4 protein-coding genes are annotated in these 15,014 nt (G+C 72.6%); all 4 read right to left on the bottom strand.

Annotated elements, in window-relative coordinates; genetic code table 11:
• Positions 1-204: 204 nt before the first annotated feature.
• The 4 genes from ACIRYZ_RS35245 to ACIRYZ_RS35230 are packed head-to-tail and all read right to left on the bottom strand — an operon-like array spanning position 205 to position 14,996.
• Positions 205-1,521 (bottom strand): MFS transporter, encoded by a 1,317-nt coding sequence (locus tag ACIRYZ_RS35245; protein WP_402952244.1) that lies wholly within the window; start codon positions 1,519-1,521, stop codon positions 205-207.
• On the bottom strand, positions 1,521-4,721 hold the full coding sequence (locus tag ACIRYZ_RS35240; protein ID WP_402952242.1) for an amino acid adenylation domain-containing protein: 3,201 nt from the start codon (positions 4,719-4,721) through the stop codon (positions 1,521-1,523). Before ACIRYZ_RS35240 ends, ACIRYZ_RS35245 begins: the two co-directional genes overlap by 1 nt.
• Before the next feature lie 50 nt (positions 4,722-4,771).
• Positions 4,772-9,361, bottom strand: coding sequence for an amino acid adenylation domain-containing protein (locus ACIRYZ_RS35235; RefSeq protein ID WP_402952240.1), 4,590 nt, complete (start codon positions 9,359-9,361; stop codon positions 4,772-4,774).
• A gap of 28 nt (positions 9,362-9,389) precedes the next feature.
• On the bottom strand, positions 9,390-14,996 hold the full coding sequence (locus ACIRYZ_RS35230; RefSeq protein ID WP_402952239.1) for an amino acid adenylation domain-containing protein: 5,607 nt from the start codon (positions 14,994-14,996) through the stop codon (positions 9,390-9,392).
• Positions 14,997-15,014: the final 18 nt, after the last annotated feature.

The following is a 15,014-nucleotide window of genomic DNA, read 5'->3' as shown; positions in this document are numbered from 1 at the left end:
TTCCTGGGCCCGTGGGGTTCCAGCGGCGAACGGCCGTCCGGCGCTGAGGCCTTCGCCAGGTACGTGCGAAGGTGGCGCAGGTAACCGTCGGGGCTGCGGCAGAGCTCCGGGAACCGCACCCGCGGCCGGAAGAGGAGGGTGGCCAGTGGCATGACCACCCGGCGGAGCAGCGCGGGGCGGCCAGTCTTGCCGCCCCGCGCACCCCTAACCACCGTGCCGTGCGCCTGAGTTCGCGGCGGCCGGCGCCAAGTCGCCGGAGGGGTCCGGCTTCTGCTCGGCGACAGGCAGGTCGCGGATCCGCCGCAGCGGGGAGGCGAGCAGGATCAGTGGTACCAGGAGCTCGCCGAGTTGAGCCGTCCAGAGCGTCGGGCGGGCTCCGAGGCCGGCGCCGAGTGCTCCGCCCAGCAGCGCGCCCAGGGGCATGACCCCCCAGGTCAGGAAGCGCATGGTGGCGGTCATCCGACCCAGTGCCCCGGGCGGGCAGAGCGTTTGGCGCAGGCTCACCTGGGCGATGTTGTAGCCCACGATCGCGAACGAGCAGCCGAACCACCCGACCACGAACGCGATGAGCCCGGTTCCGTCGCGGGTCAGGGGGACGAGGAGCCCGAGCGGTACGCCGACGACCAGCGGCAGCCACACCCCGCGGGCGTGGCCGACCCGTCGGATCAGGCCGGGCGCGGCGAACGCGCCGGCGAGGCCGCCGGCGCTGCCCGCCGTCATCAGCACGCCGATGAGTCCGGCGGACAGTCCCAGATCGCGGGCCAGGAACTCGGTGATGACCGCCGCGAACACCGCCATGAACAGGTTGACCACGGCGGTGGCCGCGGCGATCGCGCGCAGGATCGGATCGCGCAGTACCAGCCGCACGCCCTCGCCGACCTCCCGCAGCAGCCTCGGCTTCTCCGGACGGGACGGTGCGGGCTCGGCCTGCCGGATGTTCGCGATGAGCAGGCCCGACAGGCCGAAGCTCACCGCGTTCGCCATGATCGCCGCCGGTGCGGTGAGCACCTGGACCAGCACACCGGCCACCGACGGCCCGGCCATCTGCGCGACCGAGGCGCTGGCCTGCAGCTTGGTGTTTCCTTCGACCAGCTGGCCGGGGTCGATCAGGGTGGGCAGATAGCTCTGGTACGCGACGTCGAAGAAGACCGTCGCGAAGCCCTGGGCCAGCGCCACGGCGTAGAGTTGCCAGATCGTCAGCGCACCGTACCAGGCCGCGATCGGCACCGAGGCCAGCAGCACGGCGCGCACCAGGTCGGCGCAGACCATGATCGGGCGTCGCCGGGCGCGATCGCACCACACCCCGGCCGGCAGCCCGATCAGCAAGGACCCCAGGAACTCCATCGCGATCAGCAGCCCCACCGCCTGTGGTCCGGAGCCCAGATACAGCACGGCCACCAGCGGCATCGCCAGCACGGACACCTGCACCCCGAACTGGCTGACCGTGTCGGCGATCCAGAGCGAGCGGAAGTCCCGGTGGCCTGACAGTCCCGTGCGGCGGCCCCGGGGCAGGTCACTCATCAGTGCGCCTCTGCCCCGTCGACGAGTTCGTCAGCGAGCTCGTCAGCGGGCTCGTCGGCGAGCAGGAACTCCTCCAGCCTGGGTGCCATGGCGGCCACCGTCGGGCACTCGAACAGCAGGCTCATCGGGAAGTCCAGGGCGAGGTCGTCCCGGATCCGGTTCACGGTACGCATCGCGAGCAGCGAATGGCCGCCGAGGCCGAAGAAGCTGTCGTGGATCCCGACGTGCGGGATCCCGAGTACCTCCCGCCACACCTCGCAGAGCCATTCCTCCAAGGCGCTCCGCGGTTCGCCGTCACCCGCCGCGCCACCCGCCTCGCCGGGCGTCGACAGCTCCGGCACGGGCAGCGCCGCCCGGTTGAGCTTGCCGCTGGCCGTCCTGGGCAGCTCGGGCACGACGAGGACCGCGCTCGGCACGGCGTGGGCCGGCAGGCGCCGCTCCGCGAAGGCCCGCAGCGCGTCCGGCTCCGGTAGCGCGCCCTCTGCGGCCACCACGTACGCGACGAGCCTGGAGTCGCCGGGCGGTAGCGCCGTGACCGCCGTCGCGCATTCCCGGACGTCGGGGTGGGCGCACAGGGTCGCGTCGATCTCGCCGAGTTCGATGCGGAAGCCACGGACCTTCACCTGCTGGTCGGCCCGTCCGAGGAAGTCCAGGCTCTCGCCGTCGGGGCGCAGCCGCACCAGGTCCCCGGTGCGGTACAGCCGGGCGCCGGGGTGGGCGGAGAAGGGGTCGGGGACGAACCGTTCGGCGGTCAGACCGGGGCGGTTCAGGTAGCCGCGGGCCACGCCCGTGCCGCCGATGAACAACTCGCCCACGGCGCCCGGCGGAACGACCCGCAGGTCGGCGTCCAGGATGTGGGTGGCGGTGTTGCCGAACGGCGTCCCGAGCGGCACCGTGCTGAGGCCGGCCAGCGTGTCGGGCGTGCACTGCCACCAGTTCACGCAGACCGTGGCCTCGGTCGGGCCGTAGCCGTTGTACAGCTCGCAGCCCGGGAGTTTGCGCAACAGCTCCTGCGCCGTGGCGACGGGCACCTCCTCGCCGCAGGCCACGACGAGCCGCAGCGTCGTGCACTCCTCGATGTCGCGCTCGCTGAGCAGAACGCTCAGCATGGACGGCACGAACTGGCCAGCGGTGACGCGCTCGGTCCGGATCAGATCGCGCAGGTAGCCGGTGTCCCGGTGGCCGTCGCGGGTGGGCAGGACCAGGCGCGCGCCGACGGTCAGCGGCCAGAAGAACTCCAGGACCGAGGCGTCGAAGCTCAGCGAGGACCGTTGCAGGAAGGCGTCCTCGGGCCGGAGCGGGTACCTCGCCTGCAACCAGTCCAGCCGCTCGACCGCGTTGCGGTGGGAGAGAACGACGCTCTTGGGGCGCCCGGTCGAGCCCGAGGTGGAGATGGTGTAGGCGGCGTTGTCGAGGTCGCCGGGTACGGCCGGGTCGGTGTCCGGCCAGTCGGTCCACTGCGCCGGATCGTCGAGGTCGAGGACCAGTGCCTCCGTGGCCGGGAGCGTTCCGGCGATCCGCCCCTGGGTCAGGATCACCGGCAGGGCCGTGTCCTCGATGAGGTCGGCGAGGCGGTCCAGCGGATGCTCGGGGTCGAGGGGGACGTAGGCGCCCCCGGCCTTGAGGACGCCGTACAGGGCGGCCACCAGCTCCAACGAGCGCTCCGCCCGGACACCCACCAGCGTCTCCGGGCCGACACCCGCCGCGCGCAGCCGGTGCGCGATCCGGTTGGCCTGCCGGTTCAGCTCGGCGTAGCTGGTCGCCGTGCCGTCCGGCAGCACCAGCGCGGCGGCCTCAGGGGTTATCCCGGCCTGGACGGCGAAGCGCTCGTGCAGCGCGGTCTCGGACGTGGGCCGGTCGGGTCCCGCCGAGAACCGGGCCAGGGCCCGTCCGGCCCCGGGGGCCAGGGACAGCTCGCCGATCCGACGCCGGCCGTCCTCGGCGACCTGGGCGAGCACGGCCTCCAGCTGCGCCGCGAACCGGCGCATCGTCTCGGGCCGGTACAGGCTGACGTCCCAGGCGACGTCCACCGCCATCGCGCCGTCCGCCAGGTGGTCGAACCAGATGCCGAGGTCGTACTTGGAACCCACACCCGGCACCGGCAGTTCGGTGACGGTCAGCCCCGCCAGGTCGGGCGCGCCGCGGCGCCCGCTGCCGTAGCCGACGATGATCTGGAACAGCGGGGTGCGGGAGGGGTCGCGTTCGGGGGCGAGCTCCTCGACGAGCAGTGGGAACGGAGCCTCCGCGTGTTCGAAGGCGTCGAGCACCAGGTCCCGCATCCGCTCGACCGATTCGGCGAAGGTCGGATCGCCGGAGGTGTCGCCGCGCAGCACCAGCATGGTGAGGAGCGGGCCGATCATCGAGGTCGTCTCAGCCGCGTCCCGCGCCGCGGCGGCGGTGCCCACGGTCACGTCGTCGCGGCCGGTGTACTGCCGCAGCACGACCTGACACGCCGCGAACAGCACCATGGCGGGCGTGGCGCCCACGGACCGGCCGAGTGCGGCGAGCCGCTCGGCCTCGGGGCGCGGGATCACGAAGCCGGTGACGTCCCCGGCCCCGGAGCGGTGCGCGGGCCGCGGCAGCTCGGGGAGCAGCTCGAACGGGTCGAGGCCGGCGAGCTGCTCGCGCCAGTAGTCGAGGTGTTCCGAGGCGCTCCCGTCCAGGGCTCGCTCCTCCTGCTCCGCCGCGAACCGCGCGTACGTGATCTCCAGCGGGGCCAGGTCCGCCGCGCGGCCCGTGACGGCGGCGTTGTAGAGCTCGGCCAGTTCGGTGTAGAGGACGTTGCGCGACCAGTCGTCGAAGGCCAGGTGGTGGACGGTGACGAACAGCAGGTGGAGTTCGTCGGCCAGGCGGACGAGCCGGGCGCGGATCGGCAGCTCCTCGGCGATGTCCAGCGGTGCCGTCGCCTCGGCGAGCACGTGCTCCTCGATGCTCATGCGTTCCGGCGCGTCCTCGACGCACAGACCGAACCGCTCGGCCGGCCGTACGACGCCGCACGGCTCGCCGTCGACGAGCCGGAACGAGGTCCGCAGCAGCTCGTGCCGTGCGACCAGGGCCGTCAGCGCCGACCGCAGCGCGCCGACGTCGAGCGGTCCCGACAGCCGGAGCGGCAGCGGAACGAGGTAGCCGGCCGGGTGCGCGCCGAGTTGCTCGGCGAACCACAGCTGCTGCTGACTCCTGGACAGCCGGACGAGGTTCATGATGGTCCCTTCGTGAGCGTCGGCCGGGGCGTCCGGCGTCCGGGGCGGTGTCACGGCGATTCCTCCCGCACCGGGTCGGCGTCGGGCCCGCAGCTCATCGCCAGGGTGCGGGCGTGTCCGAGGAACCGGTCGACCAGCTCCTGGATGGCGGACGCCTCCCACGCGCGGCCCGGGTAGCCCCAGTGCAGCCGCAGCTCGCCGTCCGCGACGAGCGCCGTCACCTCGAAGCGGTAGGGCCGGGGGAGGCCGGGCGCGAACTCCGCGCCGCGCTCGCCCCCGACGCGCCGGAGCAGGCCGTCCTCCGAGCCCGAGCCGAGCTGCCCGTGGTAGTTGAAGCAGAGGTCCGACGCGGTCCACGGTGTGGACTCGTCGCGCAGGTACCTGGTCATCCCGTAGCCGGCGCCGACGGGCTGTCCGGAGAGCTGGCGGTGGACGTCCAGCAGCTGGGCGACCGGGTCGTCCCCCTCCGGCAGGCGCACGTGCACCGGGTAGACCGCGGTGAACCACCCGACGGTGGCCGACACGTCGAGCCCGGTGCCCAGGGCGTCGCGGCCGTGGCCCTCGGTGTCGATCCGGAACTCCCGCCTGCCCGTCCAGTCCGCCAGGGTCCTGGCGAGGACGGTCATCAGCACGGACTTGATGTCGGTACGGTGGACCGCCGCCGATCGGCGCACGAGCGCCTCCGTGGCCGCCGCGTCCAGGGTGCCGGAGACGGTCCGCGCATCGGCGGCCGTGTTGCCGTCGGCGCCGTCGCCGCGCGGCAGTTCGCCCGCGTGGACGGTGCCGAGCGCGCGCCAGTGCTCCGCCGCCGGGGCGAACTCCTCGGACCGGGCGTGGGCGGCGAGCGCGCCCGCCCAGGCCTGGAACGAGGTCGTCTTGGCGGGAAGGCTCGGCTGCCGGCCGGCTTCGAGCTGGCCGTAGACCAGCCCGAGGTGCTGCAGCAGGATGTCCCAGGACACGGTGTCCACCGCGAGGTGGTGGACGACCAGCACCAGCTGGTCGGGGCCTTCGTCCGCTTCGAGCAGGACCGCGCGCAGCAGCGGTCCGGCGGCGAGGTCGAAGGACGCCTGGGCGGCTTCGGCGGCGGCCAGCAGCGCCCGCTCCGCCTCGTCGGCGGTCAGGCCGGCGCCCTCGACGATGTCGAGGAGGTCGGTGTCGTCGAGCGGCGCGAGGTACTGGTGCCAGCGGCCCTCGCGTTCCTCCAACCGCAGCCGCAGCGCGTCGTGGTGCCCGACCAGCGCGGACAGGGCGTCGCTCAGCAGGGTCGAGTCCAGCTGCTCGGCGCACTCCAGCCGCACCGACTGGTTGAAGTGGCTTTCGGGGCCGTGGGTTCGGAGGAACCAGTGCTGGATCGGGGTGAGCGGGACGTCGCCGGTCACCGGTCCCTGCTGCGCCCGCACCGGCACGGCGCCGGCCGCGGCGGCCCGGGCGAGTTCGGCGATGGTCTGGTGGTCGAAGACGTCGCCGGAGGTGAGGGTCACTCCGGCCTGGCGGACCTTGGAGGCGACCCGGATGGCCATGATGGAGTCGCCGCCGAGTTCGAAGAAGTTGTCGTCGATCCCGACCTCGGTCAGCCCGAGGACCTGGCGCCAGGCCTCGGCGAGGACCTGCTCGGTCCGCGTCCGCGGGGCTCGGCGGGGACGGTCCGCGCCGGCTTCCTCCGCCGGGGCGGGTGCCGGCAGGGCCTTGCGGTCGACCTTGCCGTTGGTGGTGAGCGGGATCCGGTCGATCGGTACGAAGGCCTGCGGGACCATGTACTCCGGCAGTGCCTGTCCGACGTGGGCGCGCAGCACCGACACCGGCACCTCGGCGCCGTCGCGCAGGACGAGGTAGGCGACCAGACGTTTGTGGCCGTCGTCGGCGTGGGCGACCACGACCGCTTCGGCGATGTCCGGATGCGCGATCAACCGCGCCTCGACCTCGCCGGGTTCGATCCGGAAGCCGCGGATCTTGACCTGTCGGTCGATCCGGCCGACGAAGTCCAGCTGTCCGTCGGCGCGCCACCTCACCGCGTCGCCGGTGCAGTACATCCGCGCGCCGGGTACCGGGCTGAACGGGTCCGGGACGAAGCGGGCCGCCGTCAGGCCCGGGTCGTTCAGGTACCCGCGGGACACCCCCGCGCCGCCGGTGCACAGCTGGCCGACCACGCCGACCGGCACCGGGTCGAGGTTCTCGTCCACCACGTACACCGAGGTCCCGGCGATGGGGCCGCCGATCGGCATCCGCGCGGTGAGGGCGTCCTTGATGACGGCGCTGGTCGTCGTACCGGTGTTCTCGGTCGGGCCGTAACAGTGGACCAGCGTCACACCGCGGGTCGCGGGATCGGCGAGCGATGCCGCGAACGCGCTGGGCAGGGCCACATCGCCGCCGATCACGATCTGCCGAAGACCGGTGAGCCCGTGGAGGTCGTGTTCGACGAATTGGTTGAACAGCGCGGTGGTGGTGACCAGGCTGGTCACCGTGTGCTCACGGAGCAGCGCCGCGATCTCGGGGATGTCCAGCTGCCCGGCCCTCGGCATCACGAGCCGCCCGCCCTGCAACAGGCTCGTCCACAGTTCGATGGAGGAGATGTCGAAGCTGAGCGGCGCGAGCTGGAGGAACGTCTCGTCCCGGCCGTGGGCCAGGTAGTCGGGCAGATAGGCCAGCCGCAGGATGTTGCGATGCGTGATACCGACACACTTCGGGAATCCGGTCGAACCCGAGGTGAAGCTGACGTAGGCGAGGGAGTCCGGGTGCACGGCCGTGGTCAACGCCTCGGCGGATTCCGCGGCGATCGCGGCCCGGACCGCATCGAGCACGATGACGGTGCGGCCCTGCGCGGCCTGGCCGAGCCCGGCCAGCGCCTCGGTCGTGGTCACGACGACCTCGGCCCCGCTGCCCGCGGCGTAGGCAGCGGCCCGCTCGGCCGGTCCGGCCGGGTCCAGGTAGAGGTAGGCGCCGCCGGCCTTCAGGGCCGCGAGCAGCGCGACCACCATCTGCACTGATCGCGGAACCGCGATCCCGACGACGGAGTCCGCGGTCACCCCGTGGCCGCGCAGCACCCGCGCCAGCCGGTTCGTCAGCGCGTCGAGCTCGCCGTAGGTGAGGGTGCCGCCGACCCCGGTCAGGGCGACGGCGTCCGGGTGCCGCGCCGCGGCGTCGGAGAACAGCTCGCCGATGGTCCCGGCCGACAGGTCCCAGTGCACCGACCCCGTCCACGCGGTGATCCGATCGGCTTCGGCGGACGAATCCAGCCGGAGCTCGGCCGGCGCGGCCGTGGGGTCGGCGACGGCCTGCTCGACGGCCTGGCGGAAGTGGTCCATCAGGACTCCCACCGTCGCCGGTTCGAACAGCCCGGATTCCCCGATCAGTTCGAACTCGATCACCGGGCCCCGGCCGACGCCGACGAGCATCAGGTCGTTCTTCACCGAGCCGAGGTCGGCGGTGGGCACCGACTCGGCCGTGACCTCCGCCAGCGACCAGCCGCCGGCCTCGGTGTCCACCCAGTCCGCGACCGCCTGGCACAGCGGCATCCGCGAGCCGCCGCGGGGCACGCCCAGCTCGGAGACGATGCGTTCCAGCGTGATGTCCTGATGGTCCAGGGTGCCGAGGAAGGCCTTCGCCGTGTGCCGCACCGCCTCCTCGACGGTCGAGGCCGTGCCGAGCCGGACCGGGATCGGCACCAGGTTGGCGAACAGGCCGACCAGCCCCTCGGTCTCGGTGCGCCGGCGGCCGGAGACCGCGGCGCCGATCACCAGATCCGACTGCCCGGAGTGCCGGCTCAGGACGGTGGCGAACAGCGCGACCATCGCGGTGAACGGCGTGGCGCCCGTGGCGGAGGCCAGATCGCGGAAGCGCCGGCTCTGCTCGGCGGACATCGACCACTGCGCGCGGTGGCCCCTGGGCGAGCGGGCCGAGGTACGCGGCCGGTCGGTGGGCAGCTCCAGCACGTGGGGGATGTCCGCGAGCGCCTCGCGCCAGTACCCGAGATCGCGCTGGCCGGGCTCGGAGTCGAAGCGGGCCGTCTGCCACTCGGCGTAGTCGCCGTACTGGACGGGCAGCGCCGGGAGTTCGACCGGGGCGCCGGACACCCGGGCCGTGTAGCAGGCGTCGAGCTCCCGGTGCAGGACACCGAGTGACCACTCGTCACCGATCAGGTGGTGCACGGCCAGCAGGAGCAGGTGCTCGTCCGGCGCCGTGCGGGCCAGCCGGACCCGCCACAGTGGCCCGTCGGCGAGGTCGAACGGACGGGCGCCCTCGTGGGTCAGCGCCGACACCGCGTGCTCACGGGCCGCTGCGCCGTCGGCGCTCAGGTCGATGACCTCGAAGTCGACCGCGGCCGCGGCCTCTGGGGCGACCGACTGACGCGGCGGGTCCTCGCCCGCGAAGGTCGTCCGCAGCGTCTCGTGCCGCCGCGCGAGGTCCGCGAAGGCCTGCCGGAGGGCCTCATGGTCCAACGCTCCACGCAGCCACGACAGTTCGGTCATGACGTAGAGGCCCTCGTCGGCGGCCAGCTGCCCCGCCGCCCACACCCCGCGCTGGATCGGCGAGAGCGCGGCGTCCGCGCCCGCCCGGCGCGGGATCGCGCGCCGGGCGAGCCGGGCGGCGAGGTCGATCGTCCTGCCGCCCACCCGGAGCTCCGGGTTCGCGACGCTTCCCACGTCTTCAACTTCAACACCGGTCATCGGGCTATCCCCTGTCCCAAGTCATCAGCGGGCCCTGGACACGCATCACCAGGTCGACCCGCAGTTCGGCGAGCAGATCTTCGAGCAGCGGTGTGGCGCCGTCGCCGTTGGCGAGGATCACCAGGCCGTGGCCGGACACCGGATCCACGGCGTAGACGCTGCGGAATCCCGGACCGTCACCGGGGTGTCCGATCCACCGCCGGCCCGCCACGGTCTTCACGGAGGTGCCGAGCCCGTAACCGGTCCGCAGCCCGTCGAGCATCAGCTCGACGTCGGAGCGGCTGAGCACGGCCCCCTGGTCCTGTGTCAGCGCGCGGTGGAACTCGACGCCGACCCGGGCCAGGTCCGAGGCGGACATCCACATGAGTTCGGCCGACGCAGCGTTGGCGGGACGCCGACCGCGGCCGTAGCGGCGGCCGGTCGCGGTGTGCCCGACGGCGACGGAATCCCCGGCCTCCGTGGGGAACTCGGGCAGGAACACCGTGTCGTCCAGGCCCAGGGGATCGAGGACGAGATTCCTCAGCGCCTTCGGGAACGTGAGGTCCGTGACGTCGGCGATGATCCGCTCGATCAGCGTGTAGTTCGCCAGGCTGTACTCGTAGTGGGAGCCCGCCGGTCGGCTGACGGCGATGATCGGCCCTTCCGCGTCCTCGTCCGGGCTCAGTCCCGCGCTGTGGCACAGCAGATCGCGGACCGTCACCGGCCGAGCCGGGGCCTGCGTCTCCACGTGCTGGTTGCGCAGCAGCTCGTTCACGGGGGTGTCGAGCCCGAGCACGCCGTCGCGGGCGAGCCGCATCACGGCGATGGCGGCGAGGTGCTTCGCCACCGACCCGACCTGGAAGACCGTGTGCTCGGTCACCGGGACCGGGCCGCCGGCCGCGGTCACCCCGTGCCCCCACGCCCTGATCTCACCGTCCGTGACGGTGGCGACGCTCAGGCCAGGCACGCGGTAGCGCACCATCGGTCCGATCAGCAGTGGCGTCCTCGGATGGATGCGCCGCAGCCACTCCTCGGGCTCGGCCTGGTCCGCGTCCCAGAGCGAGATCTGGTGCACGAAGCGCCGCAGTTCCCGGAGGTGGTTCTCGGCGACGGACCGCACGGTCTCGCGGTCGAAGGCGTCGGCCGCGTACAGCCATGTCACCTGGAGCCGGCCGTCGATGATCCCGGCCATGACTTCGAGCGGATACGAGCTCGCGAAGTCCGCCGGCGCCTCCGACCCGAGCGTGCGGGGCAGGTCGGTGAAGGGGAAGCCGCCGCCCCCGGGTGTGTCGCCCGCCTCGCCGATGTAGTTGAAGGCGATCTCCGCGTCGGAGGAGACCGCTGCGGCGAGCTCGGGGCCGGCGAGATGGCGGGCGACGCCGTAGCCCATCCCGCGGTTGGGCATCGCCTGGGTCTGGTCCCGTACCTGCGCCACGTAGGAGCCGAGGCTGTCACCACCCGTGAGGTGGAAGGTCATCGGATGGACGGCAGTGAACCAGCCGACCGTCCGGGCGACATCCTGGTCGGGGGCCAGCGCCTCGCGCCCGTGGATCTCGACGTCGAGGGCCACGGCGCCGCCACCCACCCAGTCGTGCAGCGCCGGGACGGCCGCGGCGAGCAGCAGCTCGGCGGCGGTGATCCGACCGGTGGTGCGCCGCGTCGCGGCGCGGAACGCCTCGGTCTCGGCGAGGTCCAGCTCGACCCGTACCCGGCCGGTCCCCGCCGGGCCCGACCCGGCGGCCGCGTCGCGGGGCAGCCGGGTGGACCGGCCGCGGGCCTGGGTCCAGTACTCCGCGTCCCGCTGGAACGCCGGGCCGGCCGCGTACCGGTGCAGGTGCTCCGACCATTCCTTGAACGAGGTGGTCTTGTCCGGCAGTTCGACGGGCTCGCCCCTTGCGGCGCTCGTGTACGCGGCGGCCAGATCGCCGACCAGGAAGCTCCAGGAGACGATGTCGACCGCCATGTGGTGGACGACGATCAGCAGCTCGTCCGGCGCCGTCCCGCCGTGGTCGAACAGGACCGCACGCACCACCGGGCCGGTCACCAGGTCGAGGCCCGCCTGAGCCTGCGCCCCGGCCGCCTCCGCCAGCTCCTCGCGCTCGGCCTCCGGCCACCGCGAGGCGTCGATGATCTCAAGGGACACCGGGGTGTCGTCGATCGGTGCGATGAACTGGTGCCAGCGGCCGTCGCGTTCCTCCAGCCGCAGCCGGAGCGCGTCGTGGTGCTCGACCAGTGCGGACAGGGCGCTGCGCAGCGCCTCCGGGTCGGCCTTGTCGTGCCAGCGCAGCAACTTCGACTGGTTGAAGTGGTTCTCGGGGCCGTGGGCGTGGAGGAACCAGTGCTGGATCGGGGTCAGCGGGACTTCGCCGATCACCGGTCCCTGCTGCGCCCGTACCGGCACAGCACCTGCCCCGGCGGTCTGCGCGAGCTCCGCGATGGTCTGATGGTCGAACACATCGCCGGAGGTGAGGGTCACTCCGTCCCGGCGGACCTTGGAGGCCACCCGGATCGCCATGATGGAGTCGCCGCCGAGCTCGAAGAAGTTCTCGTCGATCCCCACCTCGGCCAGGCCGAGCACCTCGCACCACGCCTCGGCGAGCACCCGCTCGGCCTCCGTACGCGGCGCGCGACGGGCTCCGCCGTCTCCGGGCGTCTCCGCGGGCGAGGGTGTCGGCAGGGCATCGCGGTCGACCTTGCCGTTGGCGGTCAGCGGGATCCGTTCCATCGGTACGAACGCCTGCGGCACCATGTACTCCGGCAGGGCCTGTCCGACATGGGCGCGCAGTACCGAGACCGGGACCTCGGCACCACCGCGCACGACGATGTAGGCGATCAGGCGCTTGTGGCTGCCGTCGGCGTGCGCCACGACGACGGCTTCGGCGATGTCCGGATGAGCGATCAGCCGCGCCTCGACCTCGCCGGGTTCGATCCGGAAGCCGCGGATCTTGACCTGCCGGTCGATCCGGCCGACGAAGTCCAGCTGTCCGTCGGGACGCCATCTCACCGCGTCGCCCGTGCAGTACATCCGGGCTCCGGGGAGCGGGCTGAAGGGGTCGGGGACGAAGCGTGCCGCCGTCAGACCCGGGTCGTTCAGGTATCCGCGTGAGACCCCCGCGCCGCCGGTGCACAGCTGACCGACCACGCCGACCGGCACCGGATCGAAGTTCTCGTCCACCACGTACACCGACGTCCCCGAGATGGGACCACCGATCGACACCCTCGGCCCCTGTTCGGGGCCGAGGACCGCCGCGGTCGTGACGCAGGTGTTCTCGGTCGGGCCGTAGGCGTTGATCAGCGTCAGCTCCGGATGGGCGCGGGCGACGCTCGCGCAGGGAGCGGGCAACGCGACGTCGCCCCCGATGAGCAACTGCCGCAGGCCGCTGAACGCCGCCATGTCCTGCTCGGCGATCTGGTGGAACAGCCCGGTGGTGGGGCTGAAGCTGGTGATCGAGTGTTCGCGGATCAGCGCCGCGATCTCGGGAACGTCGAGCCGCCCGGGCGCGGGCGCGACGACGGTGCCGCCGTTGAGCAGCGGAACCCAGATCTCCTCCAGGGAGACGTCGAAGGCGAGCGGGACGGTGTGCAGGGAGGTGTACCCGGGGCCGGACGACAGATAGGCCTGCCGATGTGCCAGCCGGACGACGTTGCGATGGGTGATGCCGACGCACTTCGGGACTCCGGTCGAACCCGAGGTGAAGGTCACGAACGCGAGCGAGTCCGGGTGTGCGGCCGTCGTGAACGCTTCGGCGGATTCCACGGCGAGCGCGGCCTGTACCGCGGGGTCGTCGAGGACGACGACCGTACGGCCCTGCGCCGCCGCGCCGATCCCGGCCATCGCCTCGGCCGTGGCCACAATGACTTCGGCCCGGCTGTCGCCGACCAGCAGCCGGTTGCGCTCCGGCGGCGCGATCGGATCGAGCGCCAGGTACGCGCCACCGGCCTTGAGTACCGCGAGCAGCGCCGTGATGAGGCCGGCCGACCGGGGGACCGCGATCCCGACGACGGTGTCGGTCCGCACGCCGTGCGCGCGCAGCACTCGTGCCAACCGGTTGGAGCTGTCATCGAGTTCCGCATAGGTCATGGTCCGGTCCGCACCGACGACGGCCGTCGAGCCGGACGCGGTGGGCAGGATCGCGGCGAAGAGCTCGGGCACGGTCGCCTCGACGGTGGTGCCGAGGGTTTCGAGACCCCAATCGAGCAGTTCCTGACGATCGGCGGCGGAGAGGACCTCGATCTCGCCGATGCGGGCCTCGGGCCGCTCGGCCATCTGCTGGAGTATCAGCTCATAGGTCGCCAGCACGCGTTCCGCGTCGGCCTCGCTCAGCCGTGAGGGCTCGTATGTCACGTGGAGCAGCAGTTCGTCACCGGCCACCACGCTGAGGTCCAGCGGGAAGCCGGTCTGCTCGTAGCTGCGGACGACCCGCAGATCGAGCCCGGCGGCCTCCGACTCGGTGTCCTGGTGCAGATCGATGAACTGGAAGAGGTTCTCGAACAGCGGCGTCCCGCTCGGCACCGAGGTGTGCCGCCGGATACGGGCGATGCCGATGTGCTCGGCCTTGCGTATCCCGTTCAGGGAGGAGTGAAGCGTCGTGAGCCAGTCCGCGACGACCGCGTCGGGATCGACCGTGACCCGGGCCGGCACCGTGTTGATCATCAGGCCGACGATCCGCTCCAGGTCGGCCTGGTCCGCGGAACGGCCGGAGAGGATGGTGCCCCAGCACACGTCCTGCTGCCCGCTGTACCGGCTCAGCGTGATCGCCCAGGCGCCCTGCACCACCGCATGGACGGTGCAGTGATGGCGCCGGGCGAGTTCGGCCACCTGCTGGGTGAGGGCGGGGGAGAGGGTGCGTACGGAAGACGCACTGCCGGTACTCGCCTCGCGCGAGGCGGCGGCAACGAACGGCAGCGCCGTCGGCGAGTCGAAGCCGCCCATGAGGTCCGCCCAGAACGCCTCGTCGGCCTGCGCGTCGCGCCGCCGCAGCCACTCGACGTGGCGGCCGTAGGGCACCGACTCGGGCAGGTCGGGGAGCGAGCCCGCGGCCAACGCGGCATAGGCCGCGCCGAGTTCGGCCCGGACGATGGATCCGCTCCAGGCGTCCATGACGATGTGGTGCTGGTGCCAGGCGAACAGATGGCGTTCGCCGTCTTCGCCGTCGAGCCGGATCAGGTCGAACGCCAGCGGCGGCGCCGCGGCCAGGTCCATGCCGCGGTGGCGCCGCTCCAGCAGCAGCCGGGTCGTCGCCGCCTCCACGGCCTCGTCGTCCCGGCCGCGCCAGTCCAGGGTCCGCAGCGGCAGCGGGAAGCCCCGGTGGACTACCTGGACGGGGTGGGCGACGCCGTCGGCGACGAAGGTCGTGCGCAGGATCGGGTGCCGGTCGATGACGTACCGCCAGGCAGCGATGAACGCCTCGGTGTCGAGCCGGCCCCGGATCTCGAACACCGCCTGGGTCAGGTAGTTCCCGCTGTCCGGGCGGTGCGTCGACTCGAAGAGCATCCCCTCCTGCAGCGGCGACAGGACGTAGACGTCCACGATCGTGTCCGGCGGATACCGGTCGAGGACGCTGTCCAGACCCTCCGCGTCGAGACCGGCGTCGGGGAACTGCTCGGGGGTCGGCCGGAACCGTTGATTCATCGCCATCTCCAATCAGCG

It is taken from the genome of Kitasatospora sp. NPDC101155 (assembly GCF_044768305.1).
Lineage (GTDB): Bacteria > Actinomycetota > Actinomycetes > Streptomycetales > Streptomycetaceae > Kitasatospora.
This window is presented reverse-complemented; position numbering and strand designations above follow the sequence as displayed.